At 69.0% G+C, this 16,467-nt stretch carries 15 protein-coding genes; 10 read left to right on the top strand and 5 right to left on the bottom strand.

Going from position 1 to position 16,467, the window contains the following annotated elements; translation table 11 throughout:
• Nucleotides 1-28: 28 nt before the first annotated feature.
• Genes tssM through ASC87_RS23485 form a run of 3 tightly spaced genes read left to right on the top strand, consistent with a single transcriptional unit; the run spans nucleotide 29 to nucleotide 5,758 of the window.
• Entirely contained in the window at nucleotides 29-3,511 is a 3,483-nt protein-coding gene (gene tssM / locus ASC87_RS23475) for a type VI secretion system membrane subunit TssM (protein ID WP_082568890.1), read from the top strand.
• On the top strand, nucleotides 3,493-4,137 hold the full coding sequence (gene tagF / locus ASC87_RS23480) for a type VI secretion system-associated protein TagF (RefSeq protein ID WP_157604271.1): 645 nt from the start codon (nucleotides 3,493-3,495) through the stop codon (nucleotides 4,135-4,137). The genes tssM and tagF overlap by 19 nt, the downstream gene beginning before the upstream one ends.
• 13 nt (nucleotides 4,138-4,150) lie before the next feature.
• Entirely contained in the window at nucleotides 4,151-5,758 is a 1,608-nt protein-coding gene (locus ASC87_RS23485) for a caspase family protein (protein WP_056668368.1), read from the top strand.
• A 35-nt stretch (nucleotides 5,759-5,793) separates the two neighbouring features.
• Here ASC87_RS23485 and ASC87_RS23490 read toward each other — a convergent pair whose 3' ends face one another.
• Both ASC87_RS23490 and ASC87_RS32100 read right to left on the bottom strand, forming a co-directional pair.
• Complete coding sequence (locus tag ASC87_RS23490; protein WP_157604273.1) at nucleotides 5,794-6,318, bottom strand: hypothetical protein; 525 nt, start codon at nucleotides 6,316-6,318, stop codon at nucleotides 5,794-5,796.
• 49 nt (nucleotides 6,319-6,367) lie between these two features.
• Nucleotides 6,368-7,489, bottom strand: coding sequence for a hypothetical protein (locus tag ASC87_RS32100; protein WP_157604275.1), 1,122 nt, complete (start codon nucleotides 7,487-7,489; stop codon nucleotides 6,368-6,370).
• A 180-nt stretch (nucleotides 7,490-7,669) separates the two neighbouring features.
• Here ASC87_RS32100 and ASC87_RS23495 point away from each other — a divergent pair, with 180 nt between their 5' ends.
• From ASC87_RS23495 to ASC87_RS23510, 4 genes are read left to right on the top strand one after another with little or no spacing between them, the layout of a single operon-like run.
• Nucleotides 7,670-8,287, top strand: coding sequence for an OmpA family protein (locus ASC87_RS23495; protein ID WP_056668374.1), 618 nt, complete (start codon nucleotides 7,670-7,672; stop codon nucleotides 8,285-8,287).
• Nucleotides 8,247-8,999: a sigma-70 family RNA polymerase sigma factor gene (locus ASC87_RS23500; RefSeq protein ID WP_082568892.1), complete on the top strand. Its 753-nt coding sequence runs from the start codon at nucleotides 8,247-8,249 to the stop codon at nucleotides 8,997-8,999. Before ASC87_RS23495 ends, ASC87_RS23500 begins: the two co-directional genes overlap by 41 nt.
• Nucleotides 8,996-9,652: a hypothetical protein gene (locus ASC87_RS32105; RefSeq protein ID WP_056668380.1), complete on the top strand. Its 657-nt coding sequence runs from the start codon at nucleotides 8,996-8,998 to the stop codon at nucleotides 9,650-9,652. Before ASC87_RS23500 ends, ASC87_RS32105 begins: the two co-directional genes overlap by 4 nt.
• Before the next feature lie 11 nt (nucleotides 9,653-9,663).
• Nucleotides 9,664-10,500: a caspase family protein gene (locus ASC87_RS23510; RefSeq protein ID WP_056668383.1), complete on the top strand. Its 837-nt coding sequence runs from the start codon at nucleotides 9,664-9,666 to the stop codon at nucleotides 10,498-10,500.
• Here ASC87_RS23510 and ASC87_RS23515 read toward each other — a convergent pair.
• On the bottom strand, nucleotides 10,463-11,827 hold the full coding sequence (locus ASC87_RS23515) for an MFS transporter (protein ID WP_235582265.1): 1,365 nt from the start codon (nucleotides 11,825-11,827) through the stop codon (nucleotides 10,463-10,465). The genes ASC87_RS23510 and ASC87_RS23515 overlap by 38 nt on opposite strands.
• A 234-nt stretch (nucleotides 11,828-12,061) precedes the next feature.
• Here ASC87_RS23515 and ASC87_RS23520 point away from each other — a divergent pair, with 234 nt between their 5' ends.
• The gene (locus ASC87_RS23520; protein WP_056668390.1) at nucleotides 12,062-12,958 is read left to right on the top strand and encodes a LysR family transcriptional regulator; all 897 of its coding nucleotides are present in this window, start codon (nucleotides 12,062-12,064) and stop codon (nucleotides 12,956-12,958) included.
• A 15-nt stretch (nucleotides 12,959-12,973) separates the two neighbouring features.
• Here ASC87_RS23520 and ASC87_RS23525 read toward each other — a convergent pair whose 3' ends face one another.
• Nucleotides 12,974-13,168 carry a hypothetical protein gene (locus ASC87_RS23525; protein WP_056668392.1) on the bottom strand — a complete coding sequence of 65 codons (195 nt, stop codon included), beginning with the start codon at nucleotides 13,166-13,168 and terminating at the stop codon, nucleotides 12,974-12,976.
• Between the two features lie 104 nt (nucleotides 13,169-13,272).
• Complete coding sequence (locus ASC87_RS32110) at nucleotides 13,273-13,536, bottom strand: hypothetical protein (RefSeq protein WP_157604277.1); 264 nt, start codon at nucleotides 13,534-13,536, stop codon at nucleotides 13,273-13,275.
• A gap of 268 nt (nucleotides 13,537-13,804) precedes the next feature.
• Here ASC87_RS32110 and ASC87_RS23535 point away from each other — a divergent pair, with 268 nt between their 5' ends.
• Together ASC87_RS23535 and ASC87_RS23540 are read left to right on the top strand one after the other, a co-directional pair.
• Nucleotides 13,805-14,878, top strand: a complete 1,074-nt coding sequence (locus ASC87_RS23535; protein ID WP_056668408.1) for a TAXI family TRAP transporter solute-binding subunit — start codon at nucleotides 13,805-13,807, stop codon at nucleotides 14,876-14,878.
• 82 nt (nucleotides 14,879-14,960) lie between these two features.
• On the top strand, nucleotides 14,961-16,154 hold the full coding sequence (locus ASC87_RS23540) for a hypothetical protein (RefSeq protein ID WP_056668399.1): 1,194 nt from the start codon (nucleotides 14,961-14,963) through the stop codon (nucleotides 16,152-16,154).
• Nucleotides 16,155-16,467: the final 313 nt, after the last annotated feature.

A 16,467-nucleotide genomic window follows, 5' to 3' on the forward strand; every position in this document is an offset into this window, starting at 1 on the left:
CCCGCCACCGCGTTGCCCGCCAGACACCATGAACCGCAGGTCCGCACACCCGCTGATGCACGCCCTGGCGACGGCCGCCGGCGTGGCGTCGGCGCTCGCGCTGGTCTGGTTCGTCGGGCCTCTGGCCGCGATCGGCGGCGTGGCCCCGCTGGCGGGCGAGCGCGCGCGCTGGATCGCCGTCACCGCCGTGCTCGTGCTCGCGGCCGCCTACGTCCTGTGGCGCACGGCGCAGGCCGGCCGCAACAACCGGCTGCTGATGGACGGACTGGCCGGGCCGGCGGCAGCTGCCGCGCCCGTGGAAGCTGCCGCGGCTGCGCCTGGCGCCAAGGAAGTCGAGGTGATCAGCGAGCGTTTCGCACGGGCCGCCGCGCTGTTGAAGCGCCGCCGCGTCGGCACCAAGGGTTCCCGGTTCGGCGGGCGCCCCTATGTCTACGAGCTGCCCTGGTACGTGATCATCGGTGCGCCGGGGGCCGGCAAGACGACGGCGCTCGTCCACTCCGGGCTGCAGTTCCCGCTCGAGGCGCAGATCGGCGGCAAGATGATCCGCGGCATCGGCGGTACGCGCAACTGCGACTGGTGGTTCACGAGCGACGCCGTGCTCATCGACACCGCCGGCCGCTACACCACGCAGGACAGCAACCGGGCGGCCGACCGCGGCGCCTGGCTCGGCTTCCTCGACCTGCTGGTGAAGTACCGGCCGGGCCGGCCCATCAACGGCGTGCTGCTCACCCTCAGCGTCAGCGACCTGCTGACGGCCGACCCGGCCAAGCGGCTGGCGCATGCGCGCGAACTGCGCGGGCGCATCGACGAGTTGCATGCCCGCCTGGGCATCCGCCTGCCGATCTATGTGATGGTCACCAAGACCGACCTGCTGGCCGGCTTCATCGAGTTCTTTGCCGACTTCGACAAGGACGAGCGCGCGCAGGTCTGGGGCGTGACCTTCCCGTACGACACCGACGAGACCTCGGACGACCCCTTGGCGCGCATGCCCAGCGATCTCGTCGCGCTCGAACAGCGCCTGGACGAATGCCTGATCGATCGGTTGCAGGCCGAATACGACCGTGACCGGCGCGCCGCGATCTACACGTTCCCGCAGCAGTGGCGCGTCCTGCACCAGACGCTGCTCGAGCTGCTGCCGGTCATCTTCGGCGAAGGCCGCGACGGGCCGCGCCCGTTCCTGCGCGGCCTGTACTTCACGAGCGCGACGCAGGAAGGCACGCCGATGGACCGCGCCATCGGTGGCCTGGCCCGCGCGCTAGGCCTGTCGGGCCGGATCGTCCTGCCGGCGCGCTCCAGCGCCAAGGCCTTCTTCGTGACGCGGATGCTGCGCGATGTGGTGCTCAAGGAAGCCGGCCTGGCCGGGACCAACCTGCGCTGGCAGCGGCGCCGCGCGTGGCTCGCGTGGGGGCTGACCGGTGCGACGGCGTGTCTCGTCGTTGCCGCCGGCGCGCTCTCGGGACACGCCTACAGCAACGGCCAGGCCCACCTGGCCGCGATCGCCGATCGGGTGACGGTGCTGGGGCGTGAAGTTGCCGCCGCGAAAGGCACGCCGGCCACCGACCTCGCCGGGTTGCTGCCGCCCATGCAATCGCTGCGCGCACTCGTGCCGGCCGGTGACACGGCGACCGGCCCGTGGCCCGCGTGGCTGGGTGTGCGCCTGAACGGCGCCGAGATGCTTGGCGCCGCGGCGCACGACGCCTATGAGCGCCTGCTCAAGGACGCGTTCCTGCCACGCATCGCCGCGCGGCTCGAAGACCGGTTGCGCGCTGGCGACCGCGACCACACCGAACGCCTCTACGAGGATCTGAAGGCGTACCAGATGCTGTTCGGCGGCAAGAACTTCGATCGGGCGGCGTTGCGCGCATTCCTCTCGGCGGACTGGGACCTCACCTTGCCCGCCTCGGTCAGCCCGGCCGATCGCGACGCGCTGCGCCAGCACCTCGATCACCTGCTCGCCGGTGGGGAAGTCGGCGCGCCGTCGCAAGCCCAGCCGCAGATCGTGGCGGACGCGCGCCGGCTGGTCGCCGGGGTGCCGCTCGCGCAGCGGGTGTACGGCCGCCTGAAGCAGCTCGACCTCGGCGCGGAGGTCACGCCCTTCACCCTCGACGCCGCGGCGGGGCCGGCGGCGCGCAGCGTGTTCACGCGCGCGAGCGGCCAGCCCCTCAGCCATGGCGTGCCCGGCCTGTACTCCCGCGCAGTGTTCCAGCAGACGTTTCGACCGCGCACGCAAGACGTGCTGCGCCAGCTCGCCGGGGAGCAGAGCTGGGTGCTCGGCAGCTCGGCCGCGAACGTGCTGGAACCGGCGGCGCAGGCCCGGATGACCGAAGAGATCGAACGCCTGTACACCGCCGACTACACCCGGCTGTGGAGCGAGTTCGTCAATGACCTGCGCCTCGCCCCCACGCCCACCCTCGCGGCAAGTGCCGACCAGGCGCAACTGCTCTCGCGCGTGGATTCGCCGCTTCAGGCGGTGCTGCGAGGCGTCGTCCGCGAGGTCAGTGTCGGCGCGCCGAACGCCGCCGCACCGGCGCGCGCCGACGATCGTCTCGTCGATCCGCAGTTCGATGCCCTGCGGCAGTTCGTCGGCGGCCCCAGCTCGCCGATGGACGCGTCGCTGGCGCTGCTCGGGCGACTGGCCTCGTACCTGAGCTCGGTCGATGACGCGGTGAAACGCCAGACGGCGCCACCGGCGAGCGACGTGATCCGCGAACTCCACGTCGCGGCGCAACGCGCCCCCGAGCCGGTGCGCCACATGCTCACCCAGCTGGCACAGACGAGCTCCGGCCAGGCCTTCACGGCACTTCGCGTGCCGCTGGGCCGGCAGCTGGCCGAGGAGGTGGCCGCACCATGCACGCGCGCCACGGCGGGCCGCTATCCGGTCGTGCGCAACGGCACCGAAGAGATCTCGCGCGAGGACTTCGCCAAGACCTTCGCCGCCGGCGGCCTGCTCGATGGCTTCTACCAGCGCCATCTCGCGCCCTACGTCGACACGTCGGCGCGTGTGTGGGCGTTTCGTCGCGCCGACGGTGCACACGCCGAACCTGGCGAGTCATTGCCGCAGTTCCAGCGTGCGCAATCGATTCGGCAAGCGTTCTTCAGCGATGGTGGCCGCGCGCTGGGCACGTCGCTGGCGTTCAGGCTGATCGAGCTGGACCCCGCGGTGAAGGGGCTGACGCTCGAGGTCGACGGTCAGGCCATGCGCTTCGGCCGCGAACAGAAGAGCGCGCTCAGCATCAAGTGGCCGGGCCCCCCCGGTGCTGCCCGGCGCGTTCACCTCCAGATGACGCCGGCTGCCGGAGGCAATGCCTCGAGCTTCGTGTTCGAGGGGCCCTGGGCGCTGTTCCGGTTGTTCGACCGGGTGCGGATCGAACCGGGCGCAGCGCCCGACCGCGCGCAGTTCGTGCTCGACATCGAAGGACGCACCGCACGCTTCGAGGTGCGCAGCGCGACGCCGCTGAATCCGCTGATGCGTCAGGATCTGGAGCAGTTCCAGTGTCCGAAGCGGTTGTAAGTCCATCGCCCGGCCCCGGCTGGTTCGGCAAGATGCCGTACGTCGGCGACTTCGTGTCGCGGCGGCTGCCGGACGACTTCATCCGTGCCTGGGACGATTGGCTGCAGTCCGGCATGGCCAGGGCGCGCGCCGATCTCGGTGCCGCGTGGCCGGCGCGTTATCTGGTGGCCCCGGTACGCCGGTTCTGGCTCGCGCCGCGGCTGCTCGGCGACACCGGCTGGGCCGGCGCACTGATGCCCAGCGTCGACGGTGTCGGCCGCTACTTTCCGTTGACGATCGCCGCGGCATTGCCGGATCACACCCTGGCGGCGGTGCTGGCCGCGAGCGCCTGGTTTCGCGCGATCGACGCCGCGGGCCGCAAGGTGCTGGACGTCAACTTCAGCGCCGACGACCTGGACGCCGAACTCGCACAGGTGGCGCCGCTGCCCGCCGAGGTGCCGGCCGACCTGCAGGTGCAGCGGCTGGCCGCCACGTGGCTTGCACCGCACAGGCCGCAGACGATCAGCTTGTGGTGGTGCGGTGACGCCATGCAGGCCGCGCAATTCCACTGCTTTGGCGCGCTGCCGCCGCCGGGGGCCTTCGGCTCATTGTTGCTCGCACCGGACGATGACGGGTGCGACCTGTGACTGCGCACATGCCATGAAAGCCGCCTTTCTGCCGATTGGACTTCGTTGCCGACGCCTGGGCGCGATCGTCGCGCTGCTGTGCTGTGCCCTGACCTGGCCGGCGGCCTTCGCGCAGCCGGCGCGGGGCATCGCCACGACCGAAGAGCGCCTCGCGCTGGTGATCGGCAACGCCGCCTATCGCACCGACCCGCTGGACAACCCGATCAACGACGCCCGCCTGGTCGCCTCGAGCCTGCAACGCGCCGGATTCAACGTGACCGTGCGCGAGAACCTGGACCGGACCGCGCTGCTGGGCGCGCTGCGCGAGTTCGGCAACCGGCTCAACGAAAACACCATCGCCGTGCTGTACTACGCCGGGCACGGGCTGCAGCTGCGCGACCGCAACTACCTGATCCCGGTGGACGCCGAGATCCGCAGCGAAGACGAGATCCCGATCAGCGGCATCGACCTGAGCTTCATCCTCGGGCGCATGTCGGCGGCGCGCAGCCGGATCAACATCGTCATCCTCGATGCCTGCCGCAACAACCCCTTCGCGGGCAAGACCGTGGCGGCACCGCGTGGCCTGGCGCAGATGGACGCGCCCGTGGGCACACTGCTGGCGTTCGCCACCGCGCCCGGCAAGCTCGCCGCCGACAGCGGCACCGGCACCAGCGCCAACAGCCTGTATGCCCTCTACCTCTCCAAGCACCTGCTCACCCCCGGCTTGCCCGTCGAGAGCGTCTTCAAGCGGGTGCGCGAAGGCGTGGTGAAAGACACGCAGCAGCAGCAGGTGCCGTGGGAGAGCTCGTCGCTGCAAGGCGAGTTCGCCTTCGTTCCCGGTGTGGCGGCAGCCGCGCGCGAGCCGGCACCGGACCAGGAGGCCGCCGGTGAACTGGCGTTCTGGAACAGCATCCAGGCATCGAACCGTGCCGACGAATACCGCGCCTACCTGCGCCAGTATCCGAATGGCCGCTTCGCCATGCTGGCGCAGACACGCATCGCCGCGCTCGCACCCGCCCCCCCAGCGCCTCCGGCAGCTGCACCGGCGTCCCAGGTTGCGCCGGCGGCACCGCAGGCGGCGCGCCCGGAGCTGCTGCCGCGCCCCGGCGACACCTGGCGCTACCGCGTGCAGGACCAGTTCCGCCTCGGTGACCTGTACGTCACGGCGCGCGTCAACGCGGTCACCGACGAGGGCGTCGCCGAAACCTGGACCACGACCTCCGACGCGCAGGTGCGCACCGCGCTCGCACCACGCAGCCTGGGCTTCCATGCGCTGCCCGACTGGACGCTCGCGCCGCCCGAGTTCGCCCCCTACTTGCAGGCTTCCGGGCTGCTGCGCGCCGGCCAGGTCATCGTCGACCAGCAGCGCCGCATCGGCCAGGTGCTGGTGCCCATGAAGGTCAGCGTCGAGGGCGAAGAGGACGTGACGGTTGCTGCCGGGCGCTTCCGCGCCACGAAGCTGGTGTTGCGCGGCCAGGGCGTCCAGACACGCGGAGGAACCCGCAGCGCGGTGCTCACCGAGCAGATCGTCTGGTACGCGCCCGAGGTCAAGCGCATCGTCAAGCAGACGATCTCCACGCGCGTGGGCAACGTATTGCGCGAAGCCAGCTCGTTCGAGCTGATGGAGGCCAAGCTCAACTGAGAAGGTGTGAACAAGAAAAACCTCGATGCGGTTCGCTAATTCTTTCTTGCGTCGGGAGGGGGCGATTGATACCTCAGTAGATTCAACAGCTCCTTGGGCGCCGCATAGGGTGCGCCGATCTCCGGCGGAAAGACCCGATAGCGCAGCTTGGCTTTGATGAGGTTGTTCTTTCCCTGGAGGTCGCCAGCGTCGGCGAGGGGGATTTCCTTGATCAGCCAGTCGATCAACGCAGCGTTGATGATGAGGGTGTCCTGCTTGTTTCCTGCCTGACCCCCTTCATCGCGTGGGCGTTTAGAGGTATCGAGATAGCGCGCGCGCTCGGTGTCGAATAGTCTCTTCTGCGCAGGTTGGAGTCGCGCGGACAGGTTCTCAAGGTAGTAGATTTGTGCTTTCTCGATGAAGGCCGGCGTGGCTTGGATCAGATTGCCCGCCTCGTCGAACATCGCGCCGTGCCCGATGAAAGCGATCGGCTCTTGTACCTGGGCCACCGCGGCGCTCGACCACCCGAGTGCGGCGCTCAGCAAAAGGCTCGCTGCGCCACTGACGGCTTTATTTCTCATGATGAGCTTCTCGCACGATGGGGTTTTGAGCGCATCGCCATCCCTGGCTTCATGGCGTGCCGTAACAGCCGCTGCCCGAACCGCAGGCGGGCCGCATAGGCATCCGGTTGAGAGGCGGTATGTCGTTGACGCTGTCGCGCATCGACCTGATGTTGGCAGGCGGCAGTTCATGGCAGCCAGCGCCGCAATTGCCTCCGGCCGCCACCGAATTGGTCCAGCCTGCAGCTACCGGCAGGGGGGTATATCGGCCACTGTCTACTTGGGTCGTGAACTTGCCGCCGCTGGGGCCGCCGTTCAGCGGCCCACGCAATACTTTGGCCCATGTCGGATCGTCCGGAGACATCAAAAATACATTGTCTCCGCTATGGCAGCGGGCACAGGGCCCGCCGACATTGCCGCCGGCCGCGAAGTTCGTGCCGTCCACCAAATCCGAGATGACCAATTTTTGCCCGCGCCACCCCAGAACACTGGTTGGATCGGATTTGAGTTGGTTGTCCCAGAAGCAAGCTTTGCCCGTTGTGGCGCTCTGGCAGATGATGCCGGCCAGGCTGCCAGGGTCACCGGCGCCACGTGGCAGCGCGACGCAAGCGCCTCGAACGTTGGGATCGGTGTAGGTCCATACGTGGGCATCCGTAGCGCCTTGCAGAAGATTGGTGCCGCCGCCGTTGGTGTTGAGGTTGCCCTGATGGACCCAGGCGGTATCGGTTTCAGCCCAGTCCGGCGGAATAGGCACGCCGTTCGCACGGCAGTCGGCCATATACGGTGTGTCCCTGTTCACATTGAAAGTCGTGGTATCGCTGGCGGTGGCACAGTAGGAAAAGAAGAGCCAATGTTGCACACCGGCACTGGCGGTGAGCGTGTGCATGCCGCTGGCCAGTCCCGAAAAACTCGCTTCGGTGACGACTGACGACGGCGAAGCGGGGGAAAACTGCGACGTGACATCCACGCCATCCAACAAGGCGTGGAAGGACGCGCCGCAGGCATTGCCGACCTTGACCTTCGCCACGACGGGGTCGAGCACATTGCCGCTCTTGGGCGGCTCGGTGATTGATACGCAACTCGCAATCAGGAAACCAAGCAGTGGCGGCACGAGCAAGCGGCGCCCGGCGCGCGTGAGAGCGTGCCCGGCACAGATCACTCGATCTGGTGGCGTTCGGTCCTGATGACTCATACCTGCCCCTTCCGTTGCCGTGACCACCTACACGCCACGCATCCTGCGCTGTCATCTGCATTGGCGCTTCCTCACTGTTGAGGACGGTGCTCCAGCTGCCGTTCACTTGGCAAAAAAAATGAACCTCTGGCGCCGGACCTGCAACCCAGTCGGGAGTCCACCCTCTTCGAGGCCTTCACCATGTCGCACCGCAGCCTGATCCTCGCCGCCCTCGTCCTCGCATCATTCGCGGGACCCGCTCTCGCGCAGGACGTGCGCGTGTACGGCCCCACCGAAACGGTGGACCCGGGCGACGTGGCCCGCATCCTCGGCGCGCCGGAAGCGCGCCCGGCCATCAAGATGCGTTCGCTGCGCCTGCTCGACGGCGTCCGGGCCGGCAAGCCGGCACCGGCCGAGCGCGTGGCGACGGTCGACGACGACTCGGCTGCCACGGACGCGGCCGGCCCATCGGAGCCCAAAGGCCCGTCGGCGCTCGCGCTGCCCGTGCAGTTCGGATTCGACTCGGCAGAGATCCAGCCCGCGGCGCGCCGGCAGCTCGACGCGCTGGCCGAAGGCATCCGCATGCTGCCGGCTGCCCAGCCGGTGACCATCGAAGGCCACACGGACGCGGCCGGGACGGCGCAATACAACGAGCAGCTGTCGCAACGGCGCGCTCAGTCGGTCAAGCAGTACCTGGTCGCGGCGCACGGCATTGACCCTGCCCGCCTGCGGGTCGTCGGCATGGGCCAGCGCGGCATGCTGCCCGACCTCGCCCCCCATGCCGCCGAGCAGCGCCGCGTTCAATTTCGCGGCGAGTGAGGCCCGGGTTCCACGCCGCCGCGCGCACGCCCCACTCCCAACCAACAATCCAGGCGATTACCATGTACGCACCACCCTCAGCGCAGGCGCTCCCGGCGCAACAAGAATGGACAACGACGAGGTGCTACGCCTGCTCGGCCGGATCGAACAGGCCGATGAAGAGGCGTTCCGCCACCTCTACCGCGCCTTCTCGCGCAAGCTCTACGCTTACGTGTTGAGGCAACTTGGCGACCCGGCCCAGGCGGAGGAAATCGTGTCCGACACCCTGTACGAAGTGTGGCGCCAGCCCGCACGGTTCCGCGGTGAATCGCAGTTCAGCACCTGGCTGATCGGGATCGCGCGCAACAAGGTGCTGATGGCGTTCCGCGGGCGCAAGCCCGACACGATCCATGACGACATCGACGCCATGGCCGAAACCGTCGCGGCCGACGAGCCGCACGCGTTCGAGATCCTGGCCGGCCGGCAACGCAGCGAGGGCGTCCGTCATTGCATGTCCAAGCTGTCGAACGAGCACCGCGAGTGCGTGCACCTGGTGTTTTATGAAGGGCTCTCGCTGGCCGAGGTCGCCTCGCTGCAAGCGTGCCCGGAGAACACCGTGAAGACACGCCTCTTCCATGCGCGGCAGAAGCTGAAGAACTGCCTGCGCCTGCTGCTTCAACGCGAGGGCGATCCGCTCGCCGGCGCTGCAGGCCCTTCAGGAGCTGCATCATGAAACCCCGCTTCGACGAACTGCTCCCGTTCTACGCCAACGGCACCCTGTCCGCCGCCGACCGCGCCTGGGTCGACGACTATCTGCACGAGCACCCGTCGGCGGGTGCCGAATTGCAGTGGTACGAATCGCTGCAGACCCGCCTGCGTGAAGACGTTCCGGCGGTCTCGAGCGAGGTCGGCATGGCGCGCACGCTGCAACGCATCCGTGCTTCGCGTCCGGCATCGCGGGGCGCGAGGCAGCCGGCGTCAACTTCCCCGCTGGAGCGGCTGCGGGATTGGCTGGTGGGTGTCCTCCCGCAACCGATGCTGCGGCCGGCATTCGCCGGCGCGATGGCCGTGGTCGCCCTGCAGACCGCCGTGATCGCCACGCTGGTGCTCCAGCGCGACGACTACACCGAGATCCGCGCGCTCCACCCGACCGTGGTCGAGAAGGGGCCGTACCTCAAGGTGAACTTCAAGGCAGATGCACGCGAGACCGACATCCGCATGCTGCTGGTCGCAGTGCATGGCAGCCTGGCCGCCGGCCCGGGCCAGCTCGGCGACTACTACGTTCGCGTGCCCGAGCAGCAGCTGCCGGCCAGCAGCGACAAGCTGGCCGCGAGCGCCATCGTCGATGCGGTGACCGTCGTCGACGCGCTGCCGGCGCGGCAGTGACCGGAGCCGCCATGCAAGCCGCCCGGCGTCGACTGTGTGCGGGCCTGGCGCTCGCAGCGGCCGGTGTGCCCTGCCTGGCGGCCCCTGGCGCTTCCGCCGTTGCCGGCGAGCGCAAGGTTGCGCTCGTCATCGGCAACAGCGCGTATCGCGTGGGGGTACTGAAGAACCCGGTCAATGACGCGCAGGCCGTGGCCGCGTCGCTGCGCGCGCTGGGCTTCGAGGTCTTGCTGCGCGAGAACACCTCGCTGCGCGACCTGATCGAATCGTTCCGCCAGTTTTCGCTGAGCACCCGATCGGCCAGCGTGCGCGTCGTCTACTACGCCGGCCATGGCCTGCAGCTGAAGGGGCGCAACTACCTGCTGCCCGTCGACACGGAAATCCGTGGCGAGGACGAGGTGGTGGCCAAGAGCGCCGACCTCAACGAGCTGCTCGATCGCCTGGGGGACACGAAACAAGGCATCAACATCGTCATCCTCGACGCGTGCCGCAACAACCCGTTCTCCGGGGTCGAGCTCGTCGGTCCCGACGGCCGGCGCCTGAAGTTTCGTGGCGCCACGCCGGCGGGCCTGGCGCCGGTCGAGGCACCGCTCGGATCGATGGTCGCGTTCTCGACGGCGCCGGGCGGCGTCGCACTCGACAACCCCGGCGACAAGAACAGCCTGTACACCAAGCACCTGCTGATCAGCATGCAGTCACCGGGCTTGCCGGTCGAGCTGTTGTTCAAGCAGGTTCGCCTGGGTGTGGCGCGCGAGACCGGCCGGGTCCAGGTGCCGTGGGAAAGTTCGAGCCTGACGGGTGAGTTCTGCTTCATCAGGGACACGAACGGCAGCTGCAACCCGGGCCGCTGACACCGCGGCGGGCACGCCAGGCGATCACCAGCGCCCCCACCGCCAGCAGCGTGGCAACCGCAAACGTGATCCGCGTGCCGGTGCCCACCGCCTCGGCCGTTGCCGCGGTGATGTCGATGCTGGCCGTGGCCAACGCGAACACCGCCCCCATCACCGACGCCCCCGTGATGAACCCGAGGTTGCGAGACAGGTTGAGCAAGCCCGAGACCACGCCGCGGCGGTCCGGTGACACATCGGCCATCACGGCGGTGTTGTTGGCGGCCTGGAACAGCGCATAGCCGGCGGTGATGACCACCATGGGTGCCAGGTAACCTGCCACACCGCGTGCCGCCGGCATCATGGCCAGCACGGCCCCACCGGCCGCCATGCCGAGAAGCCCCATGAAGATCATGGGCTCCGCGCCAAACCGGTCGGCCAGGCGGCCTGCCGGCACGCCGGTCAGCGCTGCCGCCAGCGGGCCCACGGACATGGCGAGTCCGACTTGCGCCGCGCCGAGCCCGAGGGCGCGAGACAGGTGGAACGGACCCACCACCAGCGTCGCCATCATCACCGTCGAGACGAGCGCGCCCATCGAGAGGCCGCCCACCAGCGCACGATCGCGGAACATCGCCAGCCGGACCAGTGGAGACGCGGCCCACGCCTCGACCCGCACGAACAGTGCGGCCCCCACCAAGGCTGCGAGCAGCAGCGCGCCGTTCAGGAGGCCGAACCGGCCGCGTCCCCACGTCATGGCCAGCGCATAGGCTGCCAGCGTCAACGCCAGCAGCAAGGTGCCCGCGGGGTCGAAGCCGGCCCGTGTGGCGGACGCCCGGGGGCGGTCTGCCGGCAAGTGACGGAACGCGAGCCACCCGGTCAGGGCCCCCACCGGCACACTGACAAAAAAGAGGGCACGCCAGCCGCCCCCGGCGATCAGCAGGCCCCCGAGCGACGGCCCGAGTGCCGTGCCCAACGCGGACATGGTGCCCAGCAAGCCCATCGCACGGCCGGTGCGGGCCTTCGGCACCGTCTCGCCGACAAACGCCATCGTGAGGGCCATCATCGTGGCCGCACCCGCACCTTGCACGGCCCGCGCCGCCACCAGCAACCCGAGCGTGGGCGCCGCGGCGCACAAGGCCGAGGCCGCCGTGAACACCGCGATGCCAGCCAGGAGCATCCGCCGGCGGCCGATGAGATCCCCGAGCCGCCCGGCGCTGACCACCAGCGTGGTGACGGCCAGCAGGTACGCAAGGACGATCCACTGGACATCCTGGAACGTGGCACCGAAGGCGTGGGCCAGCGTGGGCAGCGCCACGTTGGCAATGCTGATGCCGAGCGAGGGCATCAACATGCACAGTGACAGGCCGGCGAGCACCCAGCCGACCGCGGGCACCGCCGGTGCGGCCGTGGCATCACCAGGCCCTGCAAACAAGGATTTCAACTCGGACTCCGTTCCTGCGTGGCACCCGACACGGGCTGTTGTCAGAAGCGTAGTCCGCGGCCATACACAGCGGAAGGCGCAGCAGTCGCACTTTATTGTTGCGCCTGACGCCATGCCACGATCGAACTGCACTAAGGTCGAGGGATGTCGACGCCCGATCTCAACCTGCTGGTCACCCTCGACGTGCTGCTCTCCGAAGGCAGCGTGGTGCGCGCTGCACGGCGCCTGCGGCTCAGCCCGTCGGCCATGAGCCGGGCGCTGGCGCGGCTGCGCGAGTCCACCGGCGACCCCCTGCTGGTGCGGGCCGGCCGCGGGCTCGTGCCCACGCCGCGGGCACTCGAACTGCGCGAACGGGTGCGGCAGCTGGTGCAGGATGGCGAGGCGGTGCTGCGCCCCGCCGAACAACTGGACCTGCGGCAGCTCGAGCGCACGTTCACGCTTCGCACCCGGGAAGGGTTCGTGGAGACGTTCGGGCCCGGCCTGCTGGCCCGTGTCGCCCGCGACGCCCCCGGCGTGCGGCTGCGGTTCGTGCCCAAGCCGGACAAGGACAGCACGCCACTGCGCGACGGCAGCGTCGACATGGAAACCGGCGTGGTGGGAAAGGCGACGGGCCCCGAGGTGCGGGCACAGGCCCTGTTCCACGACCGATTCATCGGCGTGGTGCGGCAGGATCACCCGCTGAGCCGGGGCGATGTCACTACCGCACGGTACGGCGGCGGCCGGCACGTGGCCGTGTCACGCCAGGGGCGGGACAAGGGCCCCATCGACGACGCGCTGGCGCAGGCCGGCATGGTGCGCGACATCGCCACGTTCGTGGGCGGATTCTCCGCGGCGCTGGCGCTGGCCCGGGCATCCGACCTGATCGCCAGCGTGCCCGAACGGCACACCCAGGCGCTGCGCGACGGCATGTTCAGCTTCGCGCTGCCCGTGCCGCTGCCCACCATCACCGTGTCGTTGCTGTGGCACCCGCGATTCGATGCCGACGCGGCCCACCGGTGGCTGCGGGGCCTCGTGCGCGACGCCTGCGCGGCACCTCGCTGACGCCGCCGCGGCCGGTCAATGCGACTGGTTCGGCGACGAACCGCCAGCACCGCCCTTGCGCGCGTTCGTCTGGTTGTCGCTGCCCAGGTGCGACTCGCGGTCGTTGCGGCTTTCCGGCGTGCGCTTGGCCTCGTTCTTCTGGGTGGCCGACTTGCCGGGCTTGTTGTGCTCGGGGTGCTGCGGGTGGCGGGCATTCGATGAGTTGGACATCTTGGGCTCCTTCGGGCTTGGCAATGAACCCCAAGCTTAGGCCCCTGGCGTGCGGGCGTAGGCAGGCATCGGCGCGATCGGGCGTGGGCCGATGCCTACACGTGCTACTTGATGCACACCAGCGCCGGCTGCACGGCGGCCCCCTTCCCTGCCACCACGCACTGCAAAGCCCCGCACGTGCAGTTGAGCAACTCGTTCCCGACGACGGACGCGGGCGGCGAGCAGGTGCAGGCGGGTGGCGACACCAGCGAGGCCGATTGCGCCTGCGCGGGCGGCGACCGCAAGGCCACCAGGGCCACGGCGGCAAGGCATGCGAGCGAGCCGGCCACGACGGCCAGCGGCCAGGAACGATGACGAGAAGTTGCCATGATCGAGTCCTTCACGAGGTGCCGCGCCTCAGTAGGCGGCCAACGCATTCTGCGGCGAAGGAAAGCCCGCGTGCGCCGCGTGCCGTTGATGGTGGAAACGTGGCCGCGAAGCAACCATTTCCTCCCCCCTAGTCAGGGCACTCCATTGCGGTGTCGGCGGGCGTAAGCTTCGAGCCCGTGGTGATCGCGCCCGATCCAATCGGCACGGACACCATTGCTCGACAACAAGCAGCGCGCGCCCGAGCCGGCCACGCCGAGGGGAAACGCCATGGTCGCAAGGTTCCTGGCTGCAGCAGTCGCAGTCGCCGCCTTCGTCGTCTGCCCCGCCGTGCACGCGGCGGCAGACTACAAGATCGTCACGGCATCCGAACGGGGCACCTACATCCAGATCGGCAAGGACCTCGCGAAGTTCGTCGCCCCCGAGGCCGACATCGCGCTCGAGGTGCTTCCCTCCAAGGGTTCGGCCGACAACGTCAACCGGCTTCGCTACGACACCGGCGTCAAGTTCGCCATCGTGCAGTCCGACGTATACCAGGCCTTCCTCGACTACGCATCAAGCGGCAACGCCGAGGCGGGGCGGCTGATCCGGCCGCTGCGCGTGATCGTGCCGCTGTACAACGAGGAGATCTACTTCATCGTGCGGGCGGATTCACCGCTGCAGTTCGTGCACGAGATCCGCAACCAGAAGATCAACGTGGGCCCGCTGCAGAGTGGCACGGCCATGAGCGCCACCACCATCTACCGCCTGATGTACGACGAGCCCCTGGCCGAGGCCAGCACCAGCTACCTCTCGAACGAGGACGCCCTCGTCAAGCTCGCCACCGACAAGACCGTCGACGTGGTGGCCATCGTGGCGGGCCAGCCGGCGAAGATCCTCGCCGAGATGAAACCCGAGGCGAAGCAGCTGGTGCGGCTGCTGAAGGTGGACCCCAACCACGCGGCCACCCGGGCGGCGTTGCGCACGTACGTGGCGGCCACCATCCGCTCGGCCAGCTACCCGAACTGGCTCGACCAGGACGTGCCCGGCCTCGCCGTGAAGGCATTCCTCGTCACGTACGACTACACGTACAAGCCCACCATCGAGCACCTGGCGAGGTTCGCGCGCTCGCTGTGCCAGAACTTCAACCTGCTCCAGACCGAAGGCCACCCGAAGTGGCGCGACGTGGAGCTGGCCCTGCCGCCGCTCGGCCGCGGGTGGCTGTACTACCCGCCCTCCGAGCGGGTGTTGCGCAGTTGCCCGGCCGCCGCGCCGGTGGCCGCATCCCCCCCGCCGGCGGCACCGGCCGCGGCGGCCAAGTGCGGTCAGGCCGAACGTGTGCTGGGCCTGTGCAAGGGCCCCTGAATCGCCGCAGGCGCGCCTGACGTCGCGCACTGACCACCAGCGGCATCCACGTCAACTGGCAGACCTTGAAGGAGGACTCTCGATGAACCAAGAACGCTTGCAGCAGTTCGGACGCATCGCCTTGTGCGCGGCGACCTGCACGGGCAGCCTGGTCGGTGCCCATGCCCAGGGCAGCCACGAATCCGACTTGCGCATGGCCGGCGCGACCCGCGGTCAGGTCGACCCTGATCCCCAGCCAGCCGTGTCGCGTCCGCCGACGCTGATCGCGCAGGCGGGCGCCTCGTCACCCACGCCGGAACCGTCGGCGCGGCCCTCGGGCCCCGAGCCGGTAGGCCAGGCGCCGGAGCAGCGCAAGCCCGACGTGGCACCGCTCTTCGAGCAGCCCGGCGTGCTCACGCCGAAGGGCAAGTTCGTGTTCGAGCCGTCATTCCAGTACGCCTACTCCACCAGCAACCGCGTCGTGCTCGTGGGCTACACCATCATCCCGGCCATCGTGATCGGGCTGATCGACGTGCGCGAAGTCAAGCGCACCAGCATCACCACCACGCTGGCGGGGCGCTACGGCCTCGGCAACCGCGCGGAGATGGAGTTCCGGCTGCCCTACGTGCTGCGCAACGACGACACAGTGGGCCGCCCGCTGGCCACGGGTGCGGCCAGCGACACGGCGTTCAATGCCAAGGGCCACGACATCGGTGACATCGAGCTGGTGGGCCGCTACCAGCTGAACGACGGGGGGGCCGACAAGCCCTACTTCATCAGCAGCCTGCGGTTCAAGACCCGCACCGGCAAGGACCCGTTCGAGGTGAACACCGAAGGCATCACGGGGCTGCAGGACGAACTGCCCACCGGCTCCGGCTTCTACGGGCTGCAACCGGCGTTGACCGTGTTGTACCCGTCCGACCCCGCCGTGCTGTTCGGCACCGTGAGCTACCTGCACAGCTTCGCGCGGGACAACGTGACGGCGCTGAACAACAACACGCCCACGTTCATCGGCAAGGTGGCCCCGGGTGGCGTGATCGGCGTGAACTTCGGGATGGGCCTCGCGCTCAACGAGAAATCGTCGTTCAGCATCGGCTACGAGCACAGCCTGGTGCTCCACACCAAGGTCAACGGCCAGATTCCCGCGGGCAACGTGCGGCTGCAATTGGGCACGCTGCTGCTGGGCTTCTCGCACCGCCTGAGCGAGAAGCAGACCGTGAGCTTCTCGCTCGGCGCCGGGCTCACGTCCGACACGCCGAACGTGACCTTGACGTTCCGGTTGCCGATGACGTTGTGAGTCGAACTGCTCCCCCGGCTTTCGCCCATTACTGTCCGGGGAAAATGTCGGGTCATCCCGGCGAAAGCCGGGACCCACTGTGGCCAGACGCCGCGACGTTCCGGTCACACTTGGCCTGATACCCCCGGCCTCAACGCTTCTCTCGACAGCGTGGAACGTTTGGGCCCGCTGCAGGCACCACCTGCTCTGCATCACACGCTCAGGCCCCCGCGTTCAGTGGGTCCCGGCTTTCGCCCACTACTGTCCGGAATAATTTCCCCCTCAGTTGAACAGGGGCGGTTGGGCGGCGGCGAAGGCTTGCGCGGCTTGCCTT

Source organism: Rhizobacter sp. Root1221, from assembly GCF_001425785.1.
GTDB lineage: Bacteria > Pseudomonadota > Gammaproteobacteria > Burkholderiales > Burkholderiaceae_C > Rhizobacter.